Source organism: Paenibacillus nanchangensis, assembly GCF_046543445.1.
Classification (GTDB): Bacteria; Bacillota; Bacilli; order Paenibacillales; family Paenibacillaceae; genus Paenibacillus_AQ; species Paenibacillus_AQ nanchangensis.
The window spans coordinates 1-25,404 of record NZ_JBHOFD010000028.1; the positions used below are offsets into that span (position 1 = coordinate 1).

General features: G+C 55.6%; 27 protein-coding genes. 26 read left to right on the forward strand and 1 reads right to left on the reverse strand.

The features are described from left to right. The first annotated feature begins 1,146 nt into the window (after nt 1-1,146). The 12 genes from ACE6ED_RS20730 (at nt 1,147) to ACE6ED_RS20785 (ending at nt 9,832) form a co-directional block, all read left to right on the forward strand. Entirely contained in the window at nt 1,147-1,740 is a 594-nt protein-coding gene (locus tag ACE6ED_RS20730) for an RNA polymerase sigma factor (RefSeq protein WP_410829318.1), read from the forward strand. Nucleotides 1,741-1,747: 7 nt separating this feature from the next. After that, complete coding sequence (locus ACE6ED_RS20735; protein WP_410829319.1) at nt 1,748-2,332, forward strand: anti-sigma factor; 585 nt, start codon at nt 1,748-1,750, stop codon at nt 2,330-2,332. 172 nt (nt 2,333-2,504) lie between these two features. After that, entirely contained in the window at nt 2,505-3,092 is a 588-nt protein-coding gene (locus tag ACE6ED_RS20740; RefSeq protein ID WP_410829320.1) for a histidine phosphatase family protein, read from the forward strand. 92 nt (nt 3,093-3,184) lie between these two features. After that, nucleotides 3,185-4,279, forward strand: coding sequence for a hypothetical protein (locus ACE6ED_RS20745; RefSeq protein WP_410829321.1), 1,095 nt, complete (start codon nt 3,185-3,187; stop codon nt 4,277-4,279). 67 nt (nt 4,280-4,346) lie between these two features. Further along, nucleotides 4,347-4,853, forward strand: a complete 507-nt coding sequence (locus tag ACE6ED_RS20750; protein WP_410829322.1) for a gamma carbonic anhydrase family protein — start codon at nt 4,347-4,349, stop codon at nt 4,851-4,853. Between the two features lie 22 nt (nt 4,854-4,875). Continuing rightward, nucleotides 4,876-5,055 carry an IDEAL domain-containing protein gene (locus tag ACE6ED_RS20755; RefSeq protein ID WP_410829323.1) on the forward strand — a complete coding sequence of 60 codons (180 nt, stop codon included), beginning with the start codon at nt 4,876-4,878 and terminating at the stop codon, nt 5,053-5,055. Nucleotides 5,056-5,233: 178 nt separating this feature from the next. Beyond that, on the forward strand, nt 5,234-5,653 hold the full coding sequence (locus ACE6ED_RS20760) for a DUF2487 family protein (protein ID WP_410829324.1): 420 nt from the start codon (nt 5,234-5,236) through the stop codon (nt 5,651-5,653). Nucleotides 5,654-5,838: 185 nt separating this feature from the next. Further along, on the forward strand, nt 5,839-6,393 hold the full coding sequence (locus ACE6ED_RS20765; protein ID WP_410829325.1) for a ubiquinol-cytochrome c reductase iron-sulfur subunit: 555 nt from the start codon (nt 5,839-5,841) through the stop codon (nt 6,391-6,393). Nucleotides 6,394-6,399: 6 nt separating this feature from the next. After that, nucleotides 6,400-7,071, forward strand: a complete 672-nt coding sequence (gene qcrB, locus ACE6ED_RS20770) for a menaquinol-cytochrome c reductase cytochrome b subunit (RefSeq protein ID WP_410829326.1) — start codon at nt 6,400-6,402, stop codon at nt 7,069-7,071. 49 nt (nt 7,072-7,120) lie between these two features. Then, nucleotides 7,121-8,002, forward strand: coding sequence for a c-type cytochrome (locus tag ACE6ED_RS20775; protein ID WP_410829327.1), 882 nt, complete (start codon nt 7,121-7,123; stop codon nt 8,000-8,002). A 110-nt stretch (nt 8,003-8,112) separates the two neighbouring features. Continuing rightward, nucleotides 8,113-8,760 carry a DUF1405 domain-containing protein gene (locus ACE6ED_RS20780; RefSeq protein ID WP_410829328.1) on the forward strand — a complete coding sequence of 216 codons (648 nt, stop codon included), beginning with the start codon at nt 8,113-8,115 and terminating at the stop codon, nt 8,758-8,760. A gap of 184 nt (nt 8,761-8,944) precedes the next feature. After that, nucleotides 8,945-9,832, forward strand: coding sequence for a sporulation protein YpjB (locus ACE6ED_RS20785; RefSeq protein ID WP_410829329.1), 888 nt, complete (start codon nt 8,945-8,947; stop codon nt 9,830-9,832). A 153-nt stretch (nt 9,833-9,985) separates the two neighbouring features. Here ACE6ED_RS20785 and ACE6ED_RS20790 read toward each other — a convergent pair whose 3' ends face one another. After that, nucleotides 9,986-10,855, reverse strand: a complete 870-nt coding sequence (locus tag ACE6ED_RS20790; protein ID WP_410829330.1) for a YitT family protein — start codon at nt 10,853-10,855, stop codon at nt 9,986-9,988. A 182-nt stretch (nt 10,856-11,037) separates the two neighbouring features. Between ACE6ED_RS20790 and ACE6ED_RS20795 the strand changes: the two genes are divergently transcribed. The 14 genes from ACE6ED_RS20795 (at nt 11,038) to dinG (ending at nt 25,296) form a co-directional block, all read left to right on the forward strand. After that, a complete protein-coding gene (locus ACE6ED_RS20795) occupies nt 11,038-11,370 on the forward strand; it encodes a nucleotide pyrophosphohydrolase (protein ID WP_410829331.1) in 333 nt (110 codons plus the stop codon). A gap of 60 nt (nt 11,371-11,430) precedes the next feature. After that, nucleotides 11,431-11,952 (forward strand): tetratricopeptide repeat protein, encoded by a 522-nt coding sequence (locus ACE6ED_RS20800; RefSeq protein WP_410829332.1) that lies wholly within the window; start codon nt 11,431-11,433, stop codon nt 11,950-11,952. 30 nt (nt 11,953-11,982) lie between these two features. After that, nucleotides 11,983-12,786 (forward strand): 4-hydroxy-tetrahydrodipicolinate reductase, encoded by an 804-nt coding sequence (dapB, locus tag ACE6ED_RS20805; protein WP_410829333.1) that lies wholly within the window; start codon nt 11,983-11,985, stop codon nt 12,784-12,786. A gap of 18 nt (nt 12,787-12,804) precedes the next feature. Then, on the forward strand, nt 12,805-13,224 hold the full coding sequence (gene mgsA, locus ACE6ED_RS20810; protein WP_410829334.1) for a methylglyoxal synthase: 420 nt from the start codon (nt 12,805-12,807) through the stop codon (nt 13,222-13,224). After that, complete coding sequence (bshB1, locus tag ACE6ED_RS20815; protein WP_410829335.1) at nt 13,221-13,925, forward strand: bacillithiol biosynthesis deacetylase BshB1; 705 nt, start codon at nt 13,221-13,223, stop codon at nt 13,923-13,925. The genes mgsA and bshB1 overlap by 4 nt, the downstream gene beginning before the upstream one ends. Nucleotides 13,926-14,099: 174 nt before the next feature. Next, on the forward strand, nt 14,100-15,260 hold the full coding sequence (gene bshA, locus ACE6ED_RS20820) for an N-acetyl-alpha-D-glucosaminyl L-malate synthase BshA (protein WP_410829336.1): 1,161 nt from the start codon (nt 14,100-14,102) through the stop codon (nt 15,258-15,260). Between the two features lie 16 nt (nt 15,261-15,276). Further along, entirely contained in the window at nt 15,277-16,617 is a 1,341-nt protein-coding gene (locus ACE6ED_RS20825) for a CCA tRNA nucleotidyltransferase (protein ID WP_410829337.1), read from the forward strand. Next, complete coding sequence (locus ACE6ED_RS20830; RefSeq protein WP_410829338.1) at nt 16,559-17,386, forward strand: biotin--[acetyl-CoA-carboxylase] ligase; 828 nt, start codon at nt 16,559-16,561, stop codon at nt 17,384-17,386. The genes ACE6ED_RS20825 and ACE6ED_RS20830 overlap by 59 nt, the downstream gene beginning before the upstream one ends. 288 nt (nt 17,387-17,674) lie before the next feature. Next, on the forward strand, nt 17,675-18,388 hold the full coding sequence (locus ACE6ED_RS20835) for a transcriptional regulator (RefSeq protein WP_410829339.1): 714 nt from the start codon (nt 17,675-17,677) through the stop codon (nt 18,386-18,388). 1,002 nt (nt 18,389-19,390) lie between these two features. After that, nucleotides 19,391-20,266: a 3-methyl-2-oxobutanoate hydroxymethyltransferase gene (gene panB, locus ACE6ED_RS20840; RefSeq protein ID WP_410829340.1), complete on the forward strand. Its 876-nt coding sequence runs from the start codon at nt 19,391-19,393 to the stop codon at nt 20,264-20,266. Next, nucleotides 20,263-21,153, forward strand: a complete 891-nt coding sequence (gene panC / locus ACE6ED_RS20845; protein WP_410829341.1) for a pantoate--beta-alanine ligase — start codon at nt 20,263-20,265, stop codon at nt 21,151-21,153. Before panB ends, panC begins: the two co-directional genes overlap by 4 nt. After that, complete coding sequence (gene panD / locus ACE6ED_RS20850) at nt 21,146-21,529, forward strand: aspartate 1-decarboxylase (RefSeq protein WP_410829342.1); 384 nt, start codon at nt 21,146-21,148, stop codon at nt 21,527-21,529. Before panC ends, panD begins: the two co-directional genes overlap by 8 nt. Before the next feature lie 122 nt (nt 21,530-21,651). After that, on the forward strand, nt 21,652-22,293 hold the full coding sequence (locus ACE6ED_RS20855) for a tetratricopeptide repeat protein (protein WP_410829343.1): 642 nt from the start codon (nt 21,652-21,654) through the stop codon (nt 22,291-22,293). Nucleotides 22,294-22,425: 132 nt separating this feature from the next. Further along, nucleotides 22,426-25,296, forward strand: a complete 2,871-nt coding sequence (gene dinG / locus ACE6ED_RS20860; RefSeq protein WP_410829344.1) for an ATP-dependent DNA helicase DinG — start codon at nt 22,426-22,428, stop codon at nt 25,294-25,296. Nucleotides 25,297-25,404: the final 108 nt, after the last annotated feature.

Here is a 25,404-nt window from a genome sequence, read left to right on the forward strand (position 1 = left end):
TCTTCTGAGTCCGTTCACTTGTACCCATACTTCTCTGGCGCTTGCAGTAGTCTGAATCTGGGATGAAATCCTGAAGCACGTTACCATTGAGCCGGACTTTGAGCAGATGATGATGGATACCACCATAGTCCGAGTTCATCCGCATGGGGCCGGAGTAAAAGGGGGCAAAGAAAGCAAGCAAACGAACAAGCAAACGAACAAGCAAGCAAACGACAAGCAAGTGATCGGATGTTCCCGGAGCGGATTAACGACCTAGACTCATGCGGTGGGTCGATACACTGCTGGCCAATCGGGCTTATGATACCGGTACACTTATTGCGTTGTTAAAGGGACAAAACGCAACCCCCGTCTTTCCGGGCAAGCGAAACCGGCGAAAGTAACGAGCTTACCCAAGGACACTTATAAAGAACGGCATTTAATCGAATCCTTTTAATAAAATGAGAAATAATCGGCGCTTGGCAACCCGCTATGGCAAGACAGCGAGCATGCTCAAGGCTTTTTTGGCGTTGATTTCGATGCGGTTATGGCTGAAGAAAGTTTGCGTACAGGCTCTTGTCAGCAGAATTTGCTGGGACTGCATCGGTTCTGACCAAGCTCATTTAACGGTTTTGCCCTGTTGCATATTCTCTTGATTTGCTTGGGGAGAAGGTAGCTGTCCGGAGATTGGCGGTGAAGGCTAAGCCAAGAGCGAATGAGGCCCAACGAGCGAATGAGGCCCAACGAGCGAAAGTTGCCTAAACCTATCAGAATTTGGTATAGTTTTAGAGTCGGTTTTTGAGCCGTTTAACCAAAAATGCCCACTGCGCTGCGCCTGTTCGCCGTCCCCCAGAAGCCTGTCTGTCGTCCCAGCCCGAATTGTGATACAATAATGTAGTATTTTTATAGAATTAAAGCAGGTTTCGACTTCAGTGTCATTCCTGGCGCATGCCTGCGTATACATAATTTTGTGGAAATTTTCCCGCGTTTCAAGTTCCCCGGATTGGAGCTTTGCGGGTTTGGTTAATTTTAGGTGATGCCTTTATTCGAGATTGTAATTGTGAACCCCGTCGTTTTTTTCTGATTTATCGCAACTTTTCCCTCCCGTTCCGGTACAACTATATAGCCGGATGGGAATGATGTACAATGGCGAGGAGGAACGGACCCACCATGACCGATTCCCAGCTGATCCAGCAAATCAAACAAGGGAACACCGAACTGTATTCGGAGCTGATGCGCCGATACCAACGCAAGATTTTGGCCTTTATTTATCATATGTTAAAAAATTCGCAGATGGAGCTGATTGCCGAGGACCTGTGCTCGGAGACGTTTTACAAAGCGTTCCGCAGCCTGCACTCCTTCCGGGAGGTTGACGCTTCGTTCTCCACCTGGCTGTACACGATCGCGCGCAACACCGTCCTCAGCGAGCTGCGCAAGCACCGCGCCGGTAATGTATCGCTTGAGGAAAGCGGATATACGCCTGTGGCACCAGCGGAAGTTGCGCCGGAGGCGGCAATTTTGCGCAGCGAACGGATGGAGCTTGTACGGGAAGCAATCAACAATCTGCCCGAGAAACAGCGGGCCGCTCTCATTCTGCGCGAATACGACCAGCTGGATTATCAGGAAATCGCCATCATCCTGGACCAAAGCGTCAGCTCGGTCAAATCGCTGCTGTTCCGCGCGCGAAGCAGCGTGAAGCACCAGCTGGAATCCTATTTCTACGAGCCTGTTTATGAAGAAGAGGCGAACAGGCTGAGAGGGTGAAGAGCAGATGAACTGCAGGGAAGCGCAGCACCAAATACCGCTCTTGTGGGACGCTCCCCCCAACGATCCAAGACGGACAGAGCTGGAACGCCATATCTCCGGCTGCGCGTATTGCGCCGCCGAATGGGCGATATGGCAGGAAAGCGGCGAACTCATGCAAGAACTGAAAGAAGAGGTAAGCGAGGAACAGGCCGAAGCCGTTAACCGGAAGGTAATGCAGCGCATTTATCTCGAGAGCCCCTGGCTGATGCCGGGTGACGGCAAGTCTCCCGGGAAACCTTCGGTGCTCCGCCGCAGACTGAGTTTGTGGATCGCTTGTTTCCTGGCTATATTTTTGAGCAGCTTTTTGTATTTCGCTTTGTTCAAATCTCCCGCACCGGCGGTGGAGACGGCTCAGAGCGGAATTGTGCCGACCGGCGTGGCCGGCGGACCGACTGTTTCCTATATTGTACCGGATTCCAACAGCGGCATTATTGACCCGCTGGTGCTGAGCATGGACCCTGGTCATCCGCAGTACTGGATGATTCTGTCGATGCTGGGCGTAGCGCTGTCACTTTTTTCGCTCCGGCGGCTGAACCGCTACAGAAGATAATATCATCCGGCCGTTCTCTAATACGGCCCCTGCCTGCGCGAGTCCCTTTACGCTGTAAAGAGGGCTTTTTTGGTGCGCTCAAATAAAGGGAATCAGGGGAGACAATTTCGGCGTTTCGTGGTACATTAGGAGACAAACCCTTAACAACCCTTTAGAAAGGAAGGTGCGTTTCATGCTGATCGGCTTGATACGCCATGGATTGACCGACTGGAATGCGGCAGGCAGAATTCAAGGACAAAGTGACATCCCGCTTAACGCCGAAGGCCGAAGACAAGCTGAAACGCTGGGCCGGAGACTGCTTGAGGAGCCGTACCGCTGGGACTGCTGCATCACGAGCGGACTGTCCCGGGCCGAAGAAACAGGGAGCATTATTGCAAAGATTCTGGGCATTCCTTTGCTGGAGCCCGACAACCGGATCAGGGAACGGGCATACGGGCAAGTAGAGGGCCTTACGGCCGCGGAGCGGGAAGCAAAATGGGGCGTGGACTGGAACCGGCTTGATCTGGGCCAGGAAACCGACGATCAGCTTCAAGCCCGGGCACTCGCCTTTATGGAGGACCTGTCGCTGACGCATCCGGACCGCAACCTTTTGGTCGTTTCGCACGGCGGTTTTCTAGCGCAGCTGTACATCGCCTTGTATAAAGACCGGTTTTCGGAACGAATCGGCAACCTGTCGCTGACCATTCTGGAGAAAAAGGAACAGGAGTGGAATCCGCTGCTGTACAACTGTACGCGCCATATTTTGCAGAACCAACTTTAACCCGCGGGCGCACGGGTTATTTTTTTTACCTATTTTCGGAATAAAATGAGCCGGTTTTCCCATAATGGTAGTAAAACGGCGAGGCGATGTGGATGAATCTTGCGGATATGTTAACCTTTGCGGACATCGGGCAGCTGAGCGCCATTGCCGGCCGCTACGAGTTCGAGTGCAAACGCAACTCCAAACATGAACTGATTCAAGCTCTGCTTTCGGGACTGGGAAGCCGTACCTTTATGGAACGGCAGATTCGTGAGAGTGCTCCCGAAGAGCTGCGCTTTCTTAACACCCTGCTGTTTGACAGAAGGGACGCTTTTTCCCTTGAAGATCTTCTGGCCGCGGCCAGGCTCGCGTCGTTTGATGCAAAACCCGGGGCTTCCGCCCAGGCAGCGGCCCGCGAAACCGTAGCCCGGTTTAAAACAGGGGGCTGGCTGTACAACGGGGCGGCACGGGACACACGTTATCTCTACCAGCTGCCGCAGGACATGAAACGCAGCTTTCGTGAAGCTTTTGCCGACTATCTCCGGGGACAAACGGCGGCAAGTCCCGCACCGGACATGTACCGGGAGGAGCAGGGATTATGCGAGCTGGATCTAGCTTATCTGCTGCATTACATCGGCGAATACGAACCGGAGCTGAGCCACGAAGGAGCGATGTACCGGCGCAGCCAGACCCAGCTGATGAGCGGAATGCATATAGCGGAGGAACTGCTGGGGAGCAAAGGCTGGCGATTCGGGTACGGCAGAGCATCCGAGCATTATCCCGACCGGCTGGCCCTGCTCTATGATTTCGCCCGCCACCGCCGCTGGATTGCCGAAGATGGGAAGCGGCTGAAGCTGACCGCAGAAGGCAGGGATGCGCTGCTGGCCGGGAATGCGGATCGGCTGATACAGTTATTCTCCTTTTGGTTAAGACTTTATAAAGGCGCAATACCGAATCTTCCCTCCCTCGTCTATTGGATCAGCCGGGCGGCGGGAGATTGGGTGACCGCAGCCTCGCTGGAACATGCGGTGGGCTGGCTGATCAAGCCGTTTTATTACGACGATGCCGCTTCTATCTTTGACCGCCGGATCGTGCGCATGATGCTGCATCTAGGCATGCTTCGGCTGGGACGGACAGAAGAAGGAACGGTGCTGGTTATGACCCGGTTAGGCCGGGAACTGGCCGACCCGAAACGTTTGTTAGGTTAATCGGCGCAGGGGCTTTATGTCACTTTCCGCCCGCGGCAATCAAATCCCCTTGAAGAAGGAGGAGCTTATGCGGATCGCGTATCGTAATCTAGTTCCTGAACTCGACCCGACTGTCTACGTTGCCGAAGGCGCCAAGCTTGTCGGGGATGTGAGGATCGGAAAGGACAGCTCGATTTGGTATAATGCCGTACTGCGCGGCGATCTTGCTCCGGTCATTATCGGCGAACGCTGCAACATTCAGGATGGGGTAGTCGGCCATGTAGCCGATTCACTTCCGCTCATTTTGGGCAGCGGTGTTTCGGTGGGGCATTCCGCCATTATCCATGGTTGCAGGATAGGCAGCGGCACATTGATTGGAATGGGGGCGATTGTGCTGAACGGCGCGGAGATCGGCGAATATGCTTTAGTAGGGGCAGGGTCGCTCGTCACTGAAAGGTCCAAAATCCCGCCGTATACGCTTTCGCTAGGGATGCCCGCCAAAGTGGTGCGCGAACTCACAGAACAGGATTTGGAACGTATGTCGCGCACAGCGGAAAGTTACATCGTCAAAGGCAAAGAATACGGAAGTTTCTAAAAAGACAGCGGAGGTGTATCCTATGGACAAAATGAAAGCAACCTATGAAGTGATGTTAGGGCTCGCAGCGGAGATGGTACTGGATGAGGCGCTCCGCAAGCGCCGGTGCGACATCTTGTACCGGGAGATTGACACGGCGCTGGCTGCCGGAGACGAAGCGGCGTTTAGAAATTTGACGGAAGAACTGAAAAATCTCGCTTAAGAGGTTCAAATTCAATATAATAAACAAAAAGGAAAGCACCGTAAGGTGCTTTTTCTTTGGTATGGGTTCCCCCGCACCTTATCTGATGCGCTTGCAGGGAAGGGTTAAATGTACGAGCTTTGTATAAGCAGGAATGCCGCTGAAAGGAAATTTAAATGAGAAGGGATGAGCCGATTCGATGAAATTCAGCGAGATGAGTAACGAAGCATGGGAGCGTGACGGTAAGTATTACGATACGTGCCTGATTCCTTATACCGGCTTGACCGGGAAGGAAACGCCGATGGAAGCCACGGCTGCCCTTGAGCGGCTAAGAGATTTTATGGAGCCCTTGGAAACGGCGTTTGCCGGGCGGATGGTGACTTATCCGGCATGTCATTATGCACAGCAAGACGGATTGCGTATATTAAACGAGATTTGCCGAAATGTCAAATCCGGCACATTCCGTTACGCGGTCGTGATTACAAGCGATTGCAGCCTGGCGGCGCAGGACATTCCTGAAAGCGATTTAGTCCTTGCCCGGACGCACATTGGGGCTTCTGACCCCCAGGCGTTAAGACGCATATTGTCCGACGAAATCCAAAGGCTATGGACCAGGTAAAAAATGACTTAAATGTGACGAAAAATCGACAATTAATGAATAAAATCCATTTGGCTGCCGTTTACTGAGTTGAGATTTTCTTGACGGTCCAGAAAGCCTAAGATATTATAAGTATGACTTCTTATGTGATGTGATTTTTATCATTGAAAACGGAAAAATGGTGGAAAAAGGGGGTTGTACACAGTATGAGCAGCCACAACGAGGAGCAGGAAATCCGGCCCGAAAAACCACCCGGCCGCAGAGAGATGTCGCGCAGGCAGTTTTTGACCTACACGCTCGGCGGCGCCACTGCGTTTATGGGGGCGGGCGTTGTGCTCCCCATGGTCCGTTTTGCGGTGGACCCGATTCTACATAAGAAAAGCGAAGGGGAGTCCATCAAGGTGGCCGAAGTCAGCCGCATTACGGACCAGCCGCAGGAATTTACGTTTGAGCTGAAACAGCAGGACGGGTGGTATGCCAGTACGGCGACGCTGACGGCATGGATCCGGAAAGATGAAAACGGAGAAATTTATGCGCTTTCACCGATCTGTAAGCATCTGGGATGCGTGGTGGGCTGGAACAACAATCAGAGCTTTCCGGACGAGTATCACTGCCCGTGCCACGGCGCGCGCTATACGAAATCCGGCGAAAATCTTGCCGTTGCGCCCAAACCGCTTGACCAGTACGTAACGGAAATCAGAGACGGCTGGGTGTATCTGGGCGGCATCGTCCCGAATACCATCGCCGGCAAGGAGGCGTAGATTCCGATGTTTAAGAACGTTTACAACTGGATTGACGAACGTCTGGACATCACGCCCATCTGGAGGGATGTGGCTGACCATGAAGTGCCTGAGCACGTCAACCCCGCCCATCACTTCTCGGCGTTCGTGTACTGTTTTGGAGGACTTACTTTTTTTATCACCGTTATTCAGATCTTGTCCGGAATGTTCTTGACGATGTATTATGTGCCCGACATTGTGAACGCCTACAACAGCGTAGAGTATCTGCAGACCAAAGTCGCTTTCGGACAAATTGTGCGGGGGATGCATCACTGGGGAGCGAGCCTCGTTATTGTCATGATGTTCCTGCACACGATGCGCGTGTTTTTCACCGGCTCGTACAAGGCGCCGCGCGAAATGAACTGGGTTGTCGGCATGCTGATCTTTTTCGTGATGCTGGGACTCGGCCTTACGGGATATCTGCTGCCGTGGGATAACAAAGCTTATTTCGCTACACGCGTAACGCTGGAAATCGCAAACTCCGTTCCCGTTTTAGGTCCGGTTCTGAAGGAACTGATGCAGGGCGGCGATATCGTTGGTGCCGAAACGCTAACCCGGTTTTTTGCACTGCACGTCTTTTTCCTCCCCGCTGTGCTGCTGATTCTGCTCGTAGGGCATTTCGTAATGATCCGCAGACAGGGAATATCCGGTCCGCTGTAAGACCATTTGCGTACGCCCAGGGCTAGCGAATCCAAAGGAGGAAGAGAGGATGGCACACGGAGACAATTCAAAAGAAAAAGTAGTTTATGTCGGCGATTCACGGGTGCGCAGAGGCAGCGGCTTCATCACCCCGCCCGATTATACGGCTTACCCCGGCAAATCGGAGGCATTTATTCCGAACTTCCTGCTTAAAGAATGGATGGTCGGCGTTGTCGTGCTTGTCGGCATTCTTGTATTAACAATATCCGAACCGGCACCGCTTGGTTTCCCCGCGAACCCCAGCGCTTCGGTTATTCCGATTCCCGACTGGTATTTCCTGTTCCTGTATCAGTACCTTAAGCTTCCCTATGCTTCCGGAGATTATGTGGTACTCGGAACGATCGGTGTTACAGGCGTTGCTTTTGGCGCACTGCTGCTGGCCCCGTTTCTGGACACTGGCAAAGAGCGGCGTTTCTACAAGCGGCCGATCGCCTCATCGCTAATGCTGCTGTCCCTGGTAGCGATCGTTTATCTGACCAATACAGCCTGGACGCAATATCAGCATGAAATGGCCGAAACAGGCCAGATCCCCGAGCATGTCCAGCGCGAGGAACAAGCGGCCGAGGCAAGGGCGAGCGGGACGGAAACAACAGGCGGCGGAGGGCAGCAGGAAGCACTCGCCATCGTTGACGAAGGCGACCCTGCGCAGGAGCTGTTTACCAAAGCGGGCTGTATCTCCTGTCATGCCGCCGACCTGAAGCAGGGTCCGGCAGGACCTGCGCTCCGCGGTGTGGGCGATAAACATGACAAGGAAGCGATTTTGACCATCATCAAGGAAGGCTACAACAACCGGATGCCTCCGATGTACGACACCGCAATCAATGCGGGGCTGACCGATCAGGATGTCGATCAGCTGGCCGAATGGCTTGCGAAACAAAAAAGCGAACAGTAGAATAGAAGCTAAGCTAGAAAAAGCCTGATCGTGAAAACGGTCGGGCTTTTCTTCGGTAACTTCTTCGGTAAATCACCGATTGCAGATCAATTGGAGGCAGGGGCGGCGCAATGATGAAGAAACGGTTCGATGCTTTATTGGGAAACAGAGGAGTGATTTGGCTGCTGCTTGCCGTCAATTTCCTCGGGACGATCTACGGCTACATATGGTATGGAAATCAACTGGAATATACGGTCGCTTCGGGTATGGGCGCGCTGCTGCCATTTGTGCCGGACAGCCCGACGGCCAGTCTGTTCTTCACCCTATCGCTTGCCTTTCTGCTATACCCGCCGAAACGTGCGGGAGGGGGGATGGTGCGGGCGCTGATCGAAGCGCTGGCGGTTGTCACTTCGGTAAAATACGGCGTTTGGGCGGTTGCCATGATTTTTGCCGGGGGGGTTCAAGGGGATGTGCTGGAATGGAAGGATTGGATGCTCGTTGGCTCGCATCTGGGCATGGCTGCCGAAGCGCTGCTGTATGCCCGGTTTTTCCGTTACCGGATCATGATCCCGGCGGCGCTTGCCTGGACGCTGCTTAACGATACGGTCGATTACTCGTTTGGCGTAAATCCTTGGCTGCCCGGCGTGCTGGAAGACGACGTCAACGCGGTGATGCTCTTTACCTTTGCACTTACTGTGGTCAGCACGTTGCTGGCGCGTTTCTTCTCAAGGAAGGAGCCGGTTCCGGCGGCGGTGCGGGCATCATCGCTAAGACGATAGGCTAGAACCCAGGAAATGAGAAGCCGGTAGACACCAGGGGCCAACTTGTAGCTGATGCCGGTTATATCTGCTGATGCCAGTTCTACCGGCACTTGCCCGTCCTATCGGCCGCTGCCCGTTCCAAGCAGCCCCCGTTCTACCGGTTGTCCTCCCGCCATATATTGAAGGAGAGGGGGGATGTCTCATGCGGCTCGGTTGGAAGGCGCTTGGCGCTGTGCTGCTGCTGCTGCCGCTGACCATACCGGACGGTGATGCGGCGCAGGCGGCGGTTCGGGCGAATCACTTGGCCGTGCAAAGCACCGTATCGGCGGACGCTCCAGCCGTGAGCGGAGAAGCCAAGCTGGACGCGGGGCAGGCGGCAAAGCGGATGGAGCAGGCGGCGGAACGGCTGTACAGCTATGTCCTTGAGGGAAATATACCGAAGGTCCGGGAGGAGATGGAGACCGTATCCAAGCTGTTTCTATCCGTCTCTTTTCAGGGGAGAACCACTGTAGATGGTGTGAACGCGTTGTCGGGGGTCATTATGGACATGCAGGCGGCGATATCCAGGGCAAAAATTAATCCCGAAGAAGCGGAGCATGCCGCAGCAAGACTCCGGCTTGCCGCCAATGCGCTGAACCGGGAAGGCCAACCTACATGGACCCAGTATTATAAAGGGATGCAGGAGGATTTCGAACGGCTGGAGCAGGCGGCGGCGTCGGGCGGACAGCCGGAGTGGAAACGGGGCGTGGAGCGGCTGCAGACCCGGTATGATACCATCCGGCCAGCTGTGCTGATTGCGGGCGCCAGCGGAGCGGTGAATGCGTTTGATGCCTGGATTTCCTATGCCTCCGGACTGGGGACGTCTCCGTCCAAGCCTGAACGGTCCCAAATGCGGGAGGCGGTCTCCTATGGGAGGGATGCGGTCCGGCTCATGTTCGGCAAAGAAAAGGACGAACCGGTATTGTCCCTGCCGCTGAATGATGGCGGATACGGAAAATGGGGGTATCTTGCCGCCGCTTTTATCTTGACCGCGCTGGCATACGCCGGCATCCGCAAATATAGAGGGGAACGCGGCGAACCCGGTTTTTAGTGCCGGCCGCCTGTCCCTGGTTATCGTTTCCTATAACCAAGCCCCCTGCCTATCCAAAGCCTTAAGGCCGCCGGAGAGGCAGGGGGCTGTTTTTTTGTCCAAAGTGACTTCAAGCGGATGGACAAGCCTGTAGGGCTGCCCATTCCGACGCAGCTATATCTCTTTAAACCCTTCGCCGTGCACGTCGTGAACGTCGCTGATGATGACAAAAGCCCGGGGGTCAACCGATTTGACCAGCTGGCTAAGCCGTCTGATCTCCTGCCGCGACACAACGCAGTAGAGGACGTGTTTGGCCTGTTTGGAATAGGCGCCGATTGCAGGAATCAGCGTCACGCCGCGTTCCAAATCCCGGGTGACGAGATCGGCGATTTCCGGCGCATGGTCGCTGATGACGGTGAACGCTTTGGCGGCATAAGCGCCTTCCTGGATAAAATCGATCATCCGTGAAGCAATGAACACGGTAACCAGGGTGTATAAAATTTTCTCCCGGGGAATGTACAGCAGCGCGGCGCCAATAATCACCACATCGCTCACCAGGATAACCTGTCCCATGCTCCAGCCGAACTTCCGGCCGCAGATCCGGGCAACGATATCCACACCGCCAGTCGTACCGCCAAAGCGGAATACAACACCAAGACCCAGACCAAGCGTTACGCCGGCGTAAAGCGAAGCAAGAATGAAATCATGTTCGGTTGTAAACGGCACAATCCAGCCGCTGGCGATCAATTGTTCAAACAACCATAAGAAAAAGGTGAGCGCCCCGATTCCAATGCCCGTGTAGACGATCTGCCGGGAGCCAAGCATTTTCCAGCCAAGCAGGAACAACGGCAGATTAATCAGCAGGGTTGTCAGAAAAATCGGGATGCCGAAGCCGTAGTTCAGCAGAATCGTAATCCCCGTAACGCCGCCCTCCATAAGCTGGTTGGGAATGATAAAATACAGCAGGCCAAACGCATAGATGGCAGTTCCCAGCAGGATTGGCGCTACCGTTTTTGCCATGGAGAACAGTTTAGAAGTACGCATGGAATTCCTCGCTTTCCGCTAACGGTCACAATTATCTTTTCCTATTATAAAGTATACCAAACCGACTAATATCTGAAGCAGGGTCCGCCGTTCCGGCAAAAAAGATTTGTCTTCAAAACGTCTTTACGATAACATAGGGGCAAACAGAAGGCAATATCAGACAAAGGGGCGAGGACAAAGAATTGACGGAAAAAAGCCTGAAGCAGATCCAAGAAGAAGTAGATGCTTATATATCGCAATTTAAAGAAGGTTACTTCAGCCCCCTGGCCATGCTGGCCCGGATGTCCGAGGAAGTCGGAGAACTGGCGCGGGAAGTAAACCACCGCTTCGGCGAGAAGCCGAAAAAAGCGGACGAAGCCGATAACTCCATCGAACTGGAGCTGGGGGATATTTTGTTTATCACCGTCTGCTTCGCGAATTCGCTTGGCATCGACTTGACGGAAGCGCATGATAAAGTCATGCATAAATTCAACACCCGGGACGCAAACCGCTGGACCCGAAAAAACACCGATTGACCGTTCTTTACATATGCTGTACCAAACGCCCGGCCGGCTAAGGCCGCTAGGATGGTGCATATGGAAGCCAAAGACTATGTACGGGAAGCTTACCGCTGCATTCTGCGCAGCGATTTTCTGGAAGCGGTCAACTGTTTTGAAGCGGCGATCTCCGCAAGTCCCTCCGACGCGGAGGTGCGGTACCGCTGTTCCATTACGTACGCCCGGAGCGGGAGACTGGACAAAGCGGTTGAACATGCCCGGGCGGCAGTCAAGCTGGATGGAAGCCGGGAGGACTACCGGCTGCATCTGCAGCATCTTCAAGCGATGGGGCTGGTTCAAGATGCCCGGAAGCTCCTGGAGGAGGAGCCAGGAACGGGAAACAGCCCTTACGCCGCCGTAACGCTGCTGCGGGAAGCCGCAAGGCTTGATCCGCTGTACGGCGAAGCGTATGTGTGGCTTGCGATCGCATACAGCAGGCTGAACGAGCATTTGCCTGCGATTAGCGCCCTGAAGGAAGTAATCGCTCTTCACCCCGACGATGCGGGACTAAGAGAATTGATGCGGGATCTACAGAAATCGTTGCAGGACTATCTTGAGTAAACATTCAACCAGAAAGCGGGGATTCTACAGATGAGTGACAAGATCAGAGTGATGGTATCCGGAGCGGGCGGACGTATGGGCAAAGAAGTGGTGAAACTGGTGCTGGAGGACGACGTGCTGGAGCTGGCCGCCGCGGTCGACCGCTCGCCGTCCGACACCGATGCCGGCCGCCTGGCCGGGCTGCCGGAAGCCGGCGTTCCGGTGTATGAGGATCTGGAACAGGCCCTTGCCGCGGCGCCGGCCGATGTGCTGGTAGATTTTACGGCGCCGCATTCGGCTTATGTAAATACGGAAGCAGCCATTCGTTACGGCGTGCGGCCGGTCATTGGAACGACAGGGTTTACGCCAGAGCAAATCGAGGAGCTGGACAAGCTGTGCCGGGAAGCAAATATTGGCGGCCTGATTGCACCGAACTTCTCGATTGGGGCGATTTTGCTGATGAAATTTGCGGCACAGGCGTCGAAGTATTTCCCGCATCTGGAAATTATCGAATACCACGGCGACCAAAAACTGGACGCTCCGTCAGGCACGGCCATCAAGACGGCGGAGATGATCTCCGAGGTCCGCAGCGAGCTGCGTCAAGGCAATCCGAAGGAAGAAGAAATCCTTCAAGGCGCACGCGGCGGATATTATAACGGATTCCGTATTCATAGCGTCAGACTGCCCGGCGTCTTCGCACAGGAAGAGGTCGTCTTCGGCGGCTTCGGACAATCGCTGAAGATCCGGCATGATTCTTACGAGCGGGCGGGTTATATGCCCGGGGTGAAATTGGGGATTCAAAAGGTAATGGAATATACCGGCTTGATTTACGGATTTGAGCATTTTATAGACTAGGAGCAGGGGAGAACTGGAATGAAGATCGCATTTATCGCGCATGACCGCAAAAAAGATGAGATGGTTAACTTTGTAACCGCCTATGAACATGTGTTTACCGGCCACGAGCTCTATTCCACCGGAACGACCGGACAACGTATTATGGAAGCAACGTCGCTGATTATTAACCGGTTTATGTCCGGGCCGCTCGGCGGCGACCAGCAAATCGGGGCGCTTGTGGCCCGCGACGAGCTTGATTTGATCGTATTCCTGCGCGATCCGCTGATGGCCCAGCCGCATGAGCCGGATATCTCCGCTCTGCTGCGCCTGTGTGATGTATACGGGATTCCGGTCGCCACGAATATTGCGACGGCGGAAATCCTGGTCAAAGCCATTGACAGGGGGGATTTCGCCTGGCGGGAGCTGGTGCATAAATACAAGCCGGGTGTCGACGAATGAAGCTGGACGTCCTGGTGTTCGGCGCACATGCGGACGATGCCGAAATCGGCATGGCCGGCACGATTGCCAAACATACCGCCGCAGGTGCGGCGGTCGGCCTTTGCGATCTGACCCGGGCGGAGATGTCCTCCAACGGAAGCGTGGAGCTGCGGCTTGAGGAAGCGCGCAAGGCAGCGGAGGTGCTGGGTGTCCGGGACCGCATCAATCTGGGGCTGCCCGACCGGGGAATCGATAGCAGCGAACCGCAAATCCGGGCCGTGACGGAAATCATCCGCCGGACAAGCCCATCGCTCGTGTTCGCTCCGTATTGGGAAGACCGCCATCCTGACCATGTGGCCGCTAGCCGGCTGGTGGAAGAGGCGGTTTTTAACGCCAAGCTGCGCAGGTATATGCCGGAGCTTCCGGCTGTGCCGGCGCCGCTGCTGTATTTTTATTTTATTAACGATCCGGGCCGCACCGACCTTGTGGTTGATGTGACCGCCCATTACCGGGCCAAAGAAGAAGCGCTCGGCAGCTACCGCTCCCAGTTCGAACGGACCGCCGGCGACGATTCGGTCGAGACGCCGCTGACGGACGGTTATGTCGAACGGGTCCGTGCCCGGGACCGGCTGCTCGGCCAGCGTCTCGGTATTCCGCTGGCTGAAGGTTTTGCTTCCCGGGTACCCTACGAAGTGGGATTGTTTACGGAGAACAAGCGGTAAGCGCCGGCGCGGCATAACGCGTCCAGTGACTACAACCGCAAAGTCCGTGCCCGCCGTCTTTGTCGCCGCTTTAGCGGCATAAGGGCGGCGGGTATATTTTAAAGCATCATCCGCTATATATAAGTTTGACTTCAGCTTTTGACATTTGATCTATCAGGCAAAGGAGACGGGCGTATGAACCGGTTACTTAAAATAGGCATTACCTGTTATCCGTCTCTCGGCGGCTCCGGCGTGGTTGCTACCGAACTCGGGAAGCTGCTTGCCGAAAAAGGCCACGAGGTGCATTTCATAACGCACAGCATCCCGTTTCGGCTTGGCACGTTTCATAAAAATATTTTTTATCATGAGGTGGAAGTGAACGACTATTACGTGTTCCGTTATCCGCCTTACGACCTGGCGCTGGCCAGCAAAATGGCTCAGGTGGCCAAAATGCAGGAGCTGGACCTCCTGCATGTGCATTATGCCGTTCCGCACGCCGTCTGCGCTTATCTGGCCAAGCAGATGCTTGGCAACAAACTCAAGGTGGTAACGACGCTGCACGGCACGGACATCACGGTGCTCGGCCAGGATGAATCCCTCAAGGATTTGATCCGGCTTGGCATCAATGAAAGCGACGCGGTGACGGCGGTGTCGCTGGACCTCATCAACGAGACGCGGCGCGCGCTTGATATCAGCCGGGATATCGATCTGACGTATAATTTCGTTGACAAGCGGGTGTATTACCCGCGTGATGTAACGGGACTGCGCGGCGATTTTGCCGAGCCGCATGAAAAAATTCTGATGCATATCTCCAATTTCCGGCCGGTGAAGCGGGTTGGCGATGTGGTAGATATTTTTGCCCGGGTCAGACGCAAGGTGCCGTCGAAGCTGCTGCTGGTCGGCGAAGGCCCGGACCTGCCCAAGATTCAGGCCAGAATCCGCAGTCTCGATCTCGAGGACCATGTGCGGTTTCTCGGGAAACAGGATGAAATCGCCCAGGTGATTTCTTTGGCGGATCTGCTGCTGCTGCCGTCTGAAAAAGAGAGCTTTGGCCTGGTTGCCCTGGAAGCGATGGCCTGCGGCGTGCCGACTGTCGGTTCGCTGGCTGGCGGGATTCCGGAGCTTGTGCAGCACGGCCGCACCGGTTATCTGGCAAACATCGGCGATACGGTTGCGATGGCGGATTACGCGGTGAACCTGCTGACCGACGAGGCGCTGGCGGCCCGGTTCAGGGATGCGTGTCTGGAGCGCGCCTGCAATGATTTTTGCAATGACCGGATCACGGACCAATACGAGGATATTTATTACCGTGTGCTGGGCTGCCGTGTGCCCAGTCCCAGTTCTGCGCGCGGATAAAGTGAAGGAGCAAGGTATGGAATGGAAAATGGCCGATCCCGTTATGGCCGCCGGCGCCGCCCATGTGATTGGAGCGCTTGCGGCTGCGGGGCATGAGGCATATTGGGTCGGGGGCTGTGTGCGGGACGAGCTGCTCCGCCGCCCGGTTCACGATATGGATATTACCACCTCGGCGCTGCCTGAAGAGGTGATGGCCTTGTTTCCGCGTTGTGTGCCGACAGGGCTTATGCACGGCACGGTAACGGTGCTGGAGCACGGGCATGGCTACGAGGTGACGACGTACCGCACCGAAAGCGGGTATGCGGATCACCGCCGGCCGGAGCATGTGGAATTCGTCCGCGAGGTGAAGGAAGACTTAAAGCGGCGCGACTTCACGATCAACGCGATGGCGATGGACTTGTCCGGGCGCCTGATCGACCCGTTTGGGGGAGCAGAAGACGCCCGGGAAGGCCTGATCCGCTGCGTTGGCGATCCCCGAGAGCGGTTCGGCGAGGATGCCCTGCGGATGATGCGCTGCATCCGCTTTGCGTCGGTCTTGGATTTCCGGATCGACGCAGCCACCTGGCGCGAGCTGGTTCAGGCCCGGGACACGCTGGCCTACATCGCTATCGAGCGGGTGCGCGCCGAGCTGGAGCGGATCGTGGATGGCCCGCACCCGCTCACGGGCCTTGCCCTGCTGTGCGCCTCCGGCCTGCACCGCAGGGCGAAAGCGCCGATCCCCTGGACCGTGGAAGCGGAGGAAACCGCCGCTTCCTTGCTTCAGGGGATCGGAGAGCTGGACAGCGCCCGCTGCCTGCGCTGGGCGCTGCTCTTCCATGCCCTGGGCACGCCGGCCGATACGGCCGAGCGCGTGATGCGGGCATGGACCTTCCCGGCGGCGGCCTGCAAAGCGGCCGCCGGGGTGCTGCGGCTGCGCGAGGCGGCAGCCGGGGCGCAGCGGCTTGCGGCGGCGGCGGACGGGGACGCCGCCGATGAGGCGGCGCGGCGGCAATGGATCGCCGCCGCGCTCCGGCACGGCACGCCAGCCGCCGAAGGCTGGCTGGCGGTGCTGGATGCGCTCCCCCTGGAGGAGGGGGAGCGGCGGTTCGCGCGGCTCGCGCGCAGCTGGACCGCGGGACTTGCGGTCCGCGGCCTGCACGAGCTCGCCGCCGGGGGCGGCGAGCTGGTCCACGCGCTGGACCGGCGTCCAGGCCCCTGGCTCGGTCAGCTGCTGGAGCAGCTTCTGTTCCAAGCGGCGGCGGGCGACATCGCCAACGATAGACAATCGCTGCTCGCGGCAGCAAAAAGGATGGAATCCAATGAACAACAACAAGGAAGCGCAGACGCTGCGTCCGGAGACAGCGGCGCCAGGGAGTAAAGACCCGGGAATTCCGGCGGCTGTTCCATGGACAAGCCTGCTGCGGCGGATGGATACGGTAGTCTCCACCCAGGAGGAAGCCAAAGCGCTGGCGGAAGCCGGGCTGCCGGAAGGCACAGCGGTCCAGGCCGAATGCCAGACGGGGGGACGGGGACGGCGCGGACGGCTCTGGCATTCTCCCGCCGGCAAAGGCATCTGGATGAGCGTTGTGCTGCGTCCGCCGCTCCCGCTAGCGGCAACGCCTCAGCTGACCCTGCTTACCGGCGTGGCCGTATGCCGCGCCGTACGCCGGGTGTCCGGGGTGGAGGCCGGCATTAAATGGCCTAACGATCTGCTCGCTGGCGGGCGTAAAATCTGCGGCATTTTGCTGGAATCGGCACTTCGCGAAGGCAGGCTTGCGTATACCATCGCCGGGATCGGCATTGACGTCAATTTGGCGGAAGAGGACATTCCGCCGGAGCTTCGCGAGCGGGCCACCTCGCTGCTGCTGGAGCGCGGCGGCCGTCCGGTTGACCGCCAGCAGCTGGCCGGGGCGGTGCTGGAGGAGCTGGAGCAGCTGTACGACGGCTATCTGAAGGAAGGCTTTGGGGAAGCCAGGGCGGCGTGGGAAGCGATGTCCGTCACGCTTGGCCGGCAGATCGCCGCTCAGTGCGGGGAAGAAAGAGTCACCGGCGTTGCGGTGGGGCTCAGTCGCGAAGGAAGCCTGCTGGTGCGGGACGATGCGGGCAGCATCGTGCCGATTCACTCGGGCGAAATCGAAATGATTTGATTTTTTGTAACCTGTTTCTCGGCGGCGAGCGGGCCTTCATATAGAAGTAGAAGACCTGCCCCCACCCGGCATCTGCCGCTTTTTTTCAATCCCTGATCATCTTGCTAACAAAGCTATATTAACAAAGCTATAGTAACAAAGCAGATCGCAAACCTAACAGCAACTTGTAGTTGAACAAACTGCAATGATATACTCAAACGAGAACGGTCATGAAGCACATACCGCTTTGATACTTAAGTGTATCGAGGCGGTTTTTTTATTTTCCTTGAAAAAGGGGAGGGGCACTGCATGTTTAAGAAAGAGTACGAATCGTGGATGCAGAAGCAGATAGAGCTGGAAAAAAATCATCGAAGACGCGAGTTATTGCAAAAAGGATTAAGTCATGGGACTGTGGAGATGTTGCGTTCGATTTGGTACCCTGTCGTCGGTAACTTCGATCATTTGTATCCCGAATGGGAGGTTCGTGATTTCAATAACGGGTTCAGGTATCTCGACTTGGCTTTTTTACCGGGAAAGATGAAAGGAGATATTGAAGTACAGGATTACCGGTCGCATGCCCGAGATTTGGATACACGCAGGTTTAAAGATCTATGCCGTAGACAAAGTTTATTATCTCTCGATGATTGGATCTTTTTGCCGATCGCATACTTGTCGATTCGGGATGAACCAGAATTTTGCAAGCAGTTGATCTTATCCTTCATTGGAAAGTTGCTATCGTTCGAGGCGGATGCCCGGTTGAACTTTGTGGAAGCAGAAACGGTTCGATATGCACGCAGATTACTCAGGCCTTTTACACCGAATGAACTTGCGTTGCATCTTCGGGTCACTGATCGATATGCACGTAATATATTACATCGTTTGGTCGAGGAGAATCATATCGTTGTTGCGGGAGGAAATGTCCGGTACCGGACTTATCAGCTAAATGTAGGCAAGAGTCTGCGAAATATAGATGGGGCTGACGGAACTGGGAGCCGTTATTCGGCTCCAAATGGCCGGGAATAAATTCTAACGGAACTCAGAAGCGTTACTGATGCAGTTTAAGTGTTTTTTACAGCAAATTGACCCAAATAGCGGCGATGAGTTCCGTTATATTATAATCTAGGCCTTATATAAAGAAATAAGGTCGCTCAGTTCCGTTACGATGGCAGAGAGCGGCAGAGGAATGAACCTTATGTATCAAACAACCCGCCTAATAAAATACGCAACCCGGCAAAGGTTGAGTTGGATGGATGTTGATTGGATAGATGTTGACTGGATGGATGTTAATTTGGATGGATGTTGATTGGGTGGAACCTAAGGGGATAATCTCATTATCTCGCGAATTTATGTGGAATTGCCGAAGGTTGGTTGCAAAAGCTGATGAAGCGTACTCGATGAGGACTTTGTTGGGGCGACATCTCCTCTTTCCTGTCATTCAATCTCAGTCATTCTATCATTCACTCATTCACTCATTCAGTCATTCAGTCATTCACTCATTCAATCATTCACTCATTCATTCACTCATTCACTCATTCACTCAATATAGAACTCGCCCACTAAACCCTTCGCGCACCACGTATAACGTTTCATTTCCCATCTCTGGTTGGACCCCGAGAAATATTCAACCGTAGTTTTTTATTATGAACGGATACTCTTTATCTTGTGCAATTGCCGTTTTTTTCTCTTGTATGGAACATGCCCTTATTGCCCGACAGGGATTAAAGCTTACTTTACCCCTTGTTTCGTGAAGACCCAAATGAATGAGAAAACGGGTTTGCAAACCTGCCGCAGTTTGTTATACTAGCGGTAAGAGGCGGTATCCCAAGATGGAACCGCACTCCGGGCGCATAAGTTAGTTGGTAACTGTAGGACGGTTACGTTGGATTCTGCTCTGAGCCGTAAGGACCGAGACAGAAGGGACGATCGCAAGTGACTCTTTTTTGCCTTTCGGACCTTTTTAGCGGACATGCTAAAGGGTTTTTTTGTTTGCGCTCATACTTGGAGTGTCGAAAGGGGAAATGGAGATTGGGCGAAAAAAAACAGGCATTAAACATCGTAAAAATGAAAAAAATGAAGGCGGAAGGTGTGCCGCTGAGCATGCTGACCGCGTATGATTATCCTTCGGCCCAACTGGCCGAAGAGGCGGGAATCGACATGATTTTGGTCGGCGATTCACTGGGCAATGTGGTGCTCGGATACGATTCCACGCTGCCCGTTACGATCGACGATATGGTTTATCACACCCGGTCGGTAGCCAGAGGAGCCGGACATACCTTTATTGTGGCGGATCTGCCGTTTATGACTTACCATGGGGGCATTGATGAGACCCTGCGGAATGTGCGGCGTCTGATGCAGGAGGGACACGCCCATGCGGTCAAAATGGAAGGCGGCGCCGAAATCGCCGAAACGGTGTCCAAAATTGTCGCCGCGGGCGTGCCGGTGCTTGGCCACATCGGCCTGACCCCGCAATCGGTGCATACGATCGGCGGCTACCGCGTGCAAGGGAAAGACGAGGCGGACGCCCGGCGTCTGCTGGACGACGCGCTGGCCCTTGAAGCGGCAGGTGCGTTCGGCATCGTGCTGGAGCTGGTCACGGAAGAGGTGGCCGAACTTATTTCCCGGCGGCTGAGCATCCCGACGATCGGCATTGGAGCAGGCCGCGGCTGCGACGGCCAGGTGCTGGTGTTCCACGACCTGTTGAAATATACCTCCTCGTACCGGGAGAAACGGTTCGTCAAGACTTATGCCGATATCGGCGGCATGATCCGCGAAGGTATCTCCGCCTACGTCAAGGAAGTCAAAGACCGGTCCTTCCCGGCCGAGCAGCATGTGTTTGGAGCGGATGCGGACGTTGTAGGTTCACTTTACGGTCATGAGGATAAAGGAGAGACATCACGATGAAAACGATTCGAACGATCCGCGAGCTGCGTGAGGCTGTACGCGAGCGCCGGGCAGCGGGCTTGGGGCAGGTAGGTTTCGTGCCGACAATGGGATACCTGCATGAAGGCCACGCCAGTTTGATCCGTCAGGCCAGAGCCGCGTCCGGCACGGTGGTGGTTAGTATTTTCGTCAATCCGCTGCAGTTTGGTCCAAATGAGGACTATGAAGCGTATCCCCGGAATGAAGCGCGCGATCTGGAGCTTGCGCAGCGGGAAGGCGCCGACTTCGTGTTTATCCCTTCGGTGGAAGAAATGTACCCGGAACCCACTTTGACCAAGGTGTCGGTGTCATCGATCACCGCGCCGCTGTGCGGCGCTTCCCGGCCCGGTCATTTTGACGGCGTGACTACTGTTGTCATGAAGCTGTTTAACATTGTGAAACCGGATGCTGCTTATTTCGGGCTAAAAGATGCCCAGCAGGTAGCGGTGCTCCGCCGCATGAACGAGGATTTGAACCTGGATATCGACATTGTAGCTTGTCCAATTGTCCGCGAAGCGGACGGCCTGGCGCTTAGCTCTCGGAACGTGTACCTCTCCGCAGAGGAACGCCGGGAAGCATTGGTGCTGTCCCGGTCCCTGCGCGAGGCGTATGCCGCGATTGAGAGTGGAGCAGTGTCCACGGCGGAAGAAGCCGGGCGTCTGCTGCGCGGAAGGATCGCAGCTTCACCGGCGGCCGTAATTGATTACGTTGAGGTGCTGTCCTTCCCCGGTCTGGAAGCGATTCGCCCGGACCAGACATTGCAGGATGTGGAGGGTGAAGTCATTATGGCGCTTGCGGTCAAGTTCGGCCGGACACGTCTGATAGATAATATTGTATTTACTCCCAAGGAGGTGCCGGCTTGTGTTTAGGCATATGATGAAATCCAAAATCCACCGCGCTACGGTAACTGAAGCCAACCTCAACTACGTCGGCAGCATTACGATCGACGAAGATTTGATGGAAGCGGCCGATCTGCTGGAGAACGAAAAAGTCCAAATCGTAGACAATAACAACGGCTCCAGACTGGAAACCTATGTGATTCCGGGACCCCGGGGCAGCGGGGTGATCTGTCTGAACGGCGCCGCGGCCCGGCTGGTGCAGCCCGGCGATACAGTCATTATTATTTCTTATGCGATGTTGTCCCAGGAAGAGCTTGCCAGCCATAAACCGACGGTTGTATTTGTCGGCGAAGGGAACCGTCCGGTGAAGCTTACGGACCGGGAGCCCCATTCCACGATCGCTTAACCATCGGGCGGTTCAGGCGGCTTATGTAATGAATGGCATCGCGGATGAAACCCGCCCCGCAGGCAAAAAATGAAGTCAGGCAAGCCGCGCTGATCTCATTATCCGTAAGGGTGGGATGTCCCGTGTTTCAACATGTATTTGCTGAAATGAACGACATGCTCCAGGAAATTATCCGCCATTATCCCACGGCGCAGGGGGCCCGCCGGGAGGAACTGCTCGGCAACTGGAATCTGCTGCGCCGGCTGTGTGATGAAATGATGGATGAATGGCTGGCCTTTGCCGAGAAAATGAGCGACTTTCAATTGGCTGAAGATCCGGGAGGCGAAGGAGAACGCGAGCTTGGGCAGAATGAAGCGCCGGAGCTGCGCCATCCTGCTTTTGCCCGCGGCCAGGGCTACTTCAAGCTGCTGATGTATCCGGAGTGCGTCCGGGAATTCGGTCAGGTGCTGGGCGAATATCCCGACAGTGTGCCGGCCCGTCTGTATTCGGGGCTGGCTCTGCTGCACTCCGGCGATCACGGCGGCGCATGGACGCATCTGCAGCGGATGCTTCCGGGCGTCCGCAGCCGGAGGCTGAAGGCGTTCACGTACAACGTGATGGGCTGTATTTTGGCCCGTCAAGGCCTGCTGGCGGACGCACAGGATTTATTTTCGCTTGCGCTGAAGTACGCTCCGGATTTACAGGAACCGGCCGAGAACCTGAAGGTGTGCCGGAGGAAAGAAGGAGAACTGCAATACGGGATGGAGCTTGTCTCTTTGCTGTAGTGCCATTCTCCCGCGCATATGCCTGATTTTTAGCGATGCACACCCTGCCGGATGGCCGGGTGTGCATCGCCTTTTTGGGCAACATCTGTTATGCTGATAAAGAGTCTCAAAGGGAAAGGGAAATCTATACCGATGAAATTTGCCGTGCTTGATTTTGAAACGACGGGAACCCAATCCGTGGGTGAGATCATCCAGGTGGGACTTGCCATCATCGAAGAAGACCGGTCCATCTCCCGGGTATACGGTTCCTACGTCAAGCCGGGAACGCCGATCCCGCCCTTCATTACGGAGCTGACCGGCATCCGCGACAGCGATGTGGAGCAGGCGCCGGAGCTGGAAGAGATGATGATGGAACTGGTGCCCCTGCTGGATGACTGCGTGCTGGTGGGACACAACGTTGCGTTTGACTTTCATTTTTTGCAGAATGCGCTGGACCGGTGCGGATATCTTCCGTTCCAGGGGCGCATCCTTGATACCATTGATTTTTTGAAGATCTGCTTTCCGTCGCTGACCACGTATCAGCTTGGCGCCGTTGCGGCCCATTTCGGATTGCAGCATGACCGGCCCCATCAGGCGGACAGCGATGCACATGCTACCGCGCTTGTGCTGCTCCGCTGTCTGGAGGAGCTGTACGACCTGCCGCTGCTTACCATTCAGCGGCTGAACGAGCTGTTTGCCGGCGAAGACAGCGATTTGGCCTGGTACTTTGACGGCCTGCTGCAGGAGCGCGAGATGGAGACCTTCTCCCAGCAGGATGACCTTACCTATTACCGGCAGCTAGCCCTGAAGGTCGGGGATTGGACGGAGCTCAGTGCGCCCAGGGAGGAAGGGGAAGCGAATCCGCTGGAGGACGTATCGTTCCAGGACTATCTGGAACGGGTCAAACGGAGGCTGGCCGCGCTGCTGCCAAAGTACGAGAGCCGGGAATCGCAGGATATCATGTTCGGTGAAGTGATGACCGCTTTGTCGGAGGATAAACATCTGCTGATTGAGGCAGGCACCGGCACCGGCAAATCGCTGGGTTATCTTTTGCCGGCCATTTACCACAGCGTCAAAAACGGCAGCAAGGTAATGGTGAGCACCCATACCATCAACCTGCAGGATCAGCTAAGGGAGCGGGATGTGCCTCTGCTGACACAGGCGGTGCCGTTTCCGTTCAAAGCCGCCGTGTTCAAGGGACGCGGTCATTATTTGTGTCTGCGGAAACTGGAACTGAAGATCAACCGCAAGGAGTTCGTCAGCCCGCGGGAAGATCTGCTGATCTCCGCCCAAATGCTGGTGTGGCTTACGCGGACCGAATCCGGGGATGATGAAGAACTGAACCTTGGCAACCGGGGCGGGGATTATTGGGAGACTGTCGCCAGCGACACTGATTCGTGTCTGGGGCGGGCGTGTCCTTGGTTCCGCAAGTGTTTTTATCACCGGGCCAAGCATGAGGCGGGCCTGGCCGATGTCGTCATCACCAATCATTCCAAGCTGTTCGCCGACGTCAAAGCGGGGCATCAGCTGCTGCCCGCTTACGAGCATTTGGTAATTGACGAGGCGCATCATCTTGAAGACGTCGCAGGCAAACACCTTGGCATGCATCTGAAGCATTTTACGGTGACGCATACGCTGCAGCGCATGTTTAAGGACAGCCGGAACGGCCAGCTGCCGATGCTGCGGCAAATGCTGCAGTCCTCCGGCGGTGAACAGGCTTCCGAATGGACGGCAAACATCGACCGGATGAGCGAGGATATCATGACGGTGCGGGAGAACTGGGAGATGCTGAGCGAACGGCTGTATACGCTGATCCCGGAACGGAGCGAGCTGTCTGCCGGTGAAGCCGGTCAGCTGGTCCTCCGGCTGAATCCTGCGAAGAAGCCAACGGACTGGGAGGAGGTGTCCGCTCTTTCGGCGAGCCTGCTGACCGCTCTGGCGGATCTGATCCGTAAAGGGGACACGATGCTGGGTGAGATGAGGGAAAACGACACCTGGTCTCAGGAGGGGATCGTAACGGATCTCGGCGGGCTGTTTAAGGAACTGGCCCAGGTTCGGGAATCGCTGCAGCTTTTCATGAAGCTGGGAGATACCGGCATTGTTTATTGGCTGGAGGCGAACAGCAACTACCGGGCCCGTTCGTTACAGCTGTACGCGGTGCCTGTGGACGTCAGCGCCCAATTGAAGGAATTGTTTTTTGACAAGAAAAAAAGCGTTGTGCTCACTTCCGCCACCCTGTCGGTCGACAAATCCTTCCAGTATATGATCGAGAATCTCGGCTTATCCGCAGCAAACGCGGAAGGACGGGTGATGACCGCCCAGCTGCCTTCACCGTTTAAGTACAGGGAGCAGGCGCTGGTGGTGATTCCGCGGGATTTTCCAAGCGTTAAAGGAAGCATCGGGGATTCGCGTTTTGTGGAGAAGCTGGTTCGTTCGCTTGCCGAGGCCGCCGTCTCGACGCGCGGAAGAATGCTGGTGCTCTTTACCTCCTACCGGATGCTGAAACAGGTATTTGATCCTTTGAAGGACGCGCTTGCCTCCGAGAATATCACCGTGCTTGGGCAGGGTGTTGAAGGGGGAAGCCGGACGAAGCTGATCCGGCGGTTCCAGGACAGCAGCGCATCCGTGCTGCTCGGGACCAGCAGTTTCTGGGAAGGCGTCGATATTCCGGGTGAAGCGCTGACCTGTCTGGCTATCGTCAGACTGCCGTTCCAGCCGCCAAACCACCCGCTGGCCGAAGCTAAAGCGGAGCTGCTGCAGGCCCAGAAGAAAAACCCTTTTATGCAGATGTCGGTCCCCCAGGCGGTCATCCGCTTCAAACAGGGTTTTGGACGGCTGGTGCGGACGGCGGAGGACCGGGGAATCGTTATTGTATACGATACCCGAGTAATTGAGTCTTATTACGGTAAATATTTTCTATATTCGCTGCCGGGGCCCAAAATGGAGCATATGCTGACCGAACAGCTGGTTCCGCGTATTACGGAATGGCTGGAAGCAGGAGCTGCCGAGGCCAGCGGAGAATAAATTTAGCTGCAAGCAATTCAAACGGTACCGGGGTGGAACCTTATCTGTAAGGGTTTTCCATCCGGCTGCCGGGCGAACCGGACCGCTGCCGTTTCCGGCTTTTGGCGG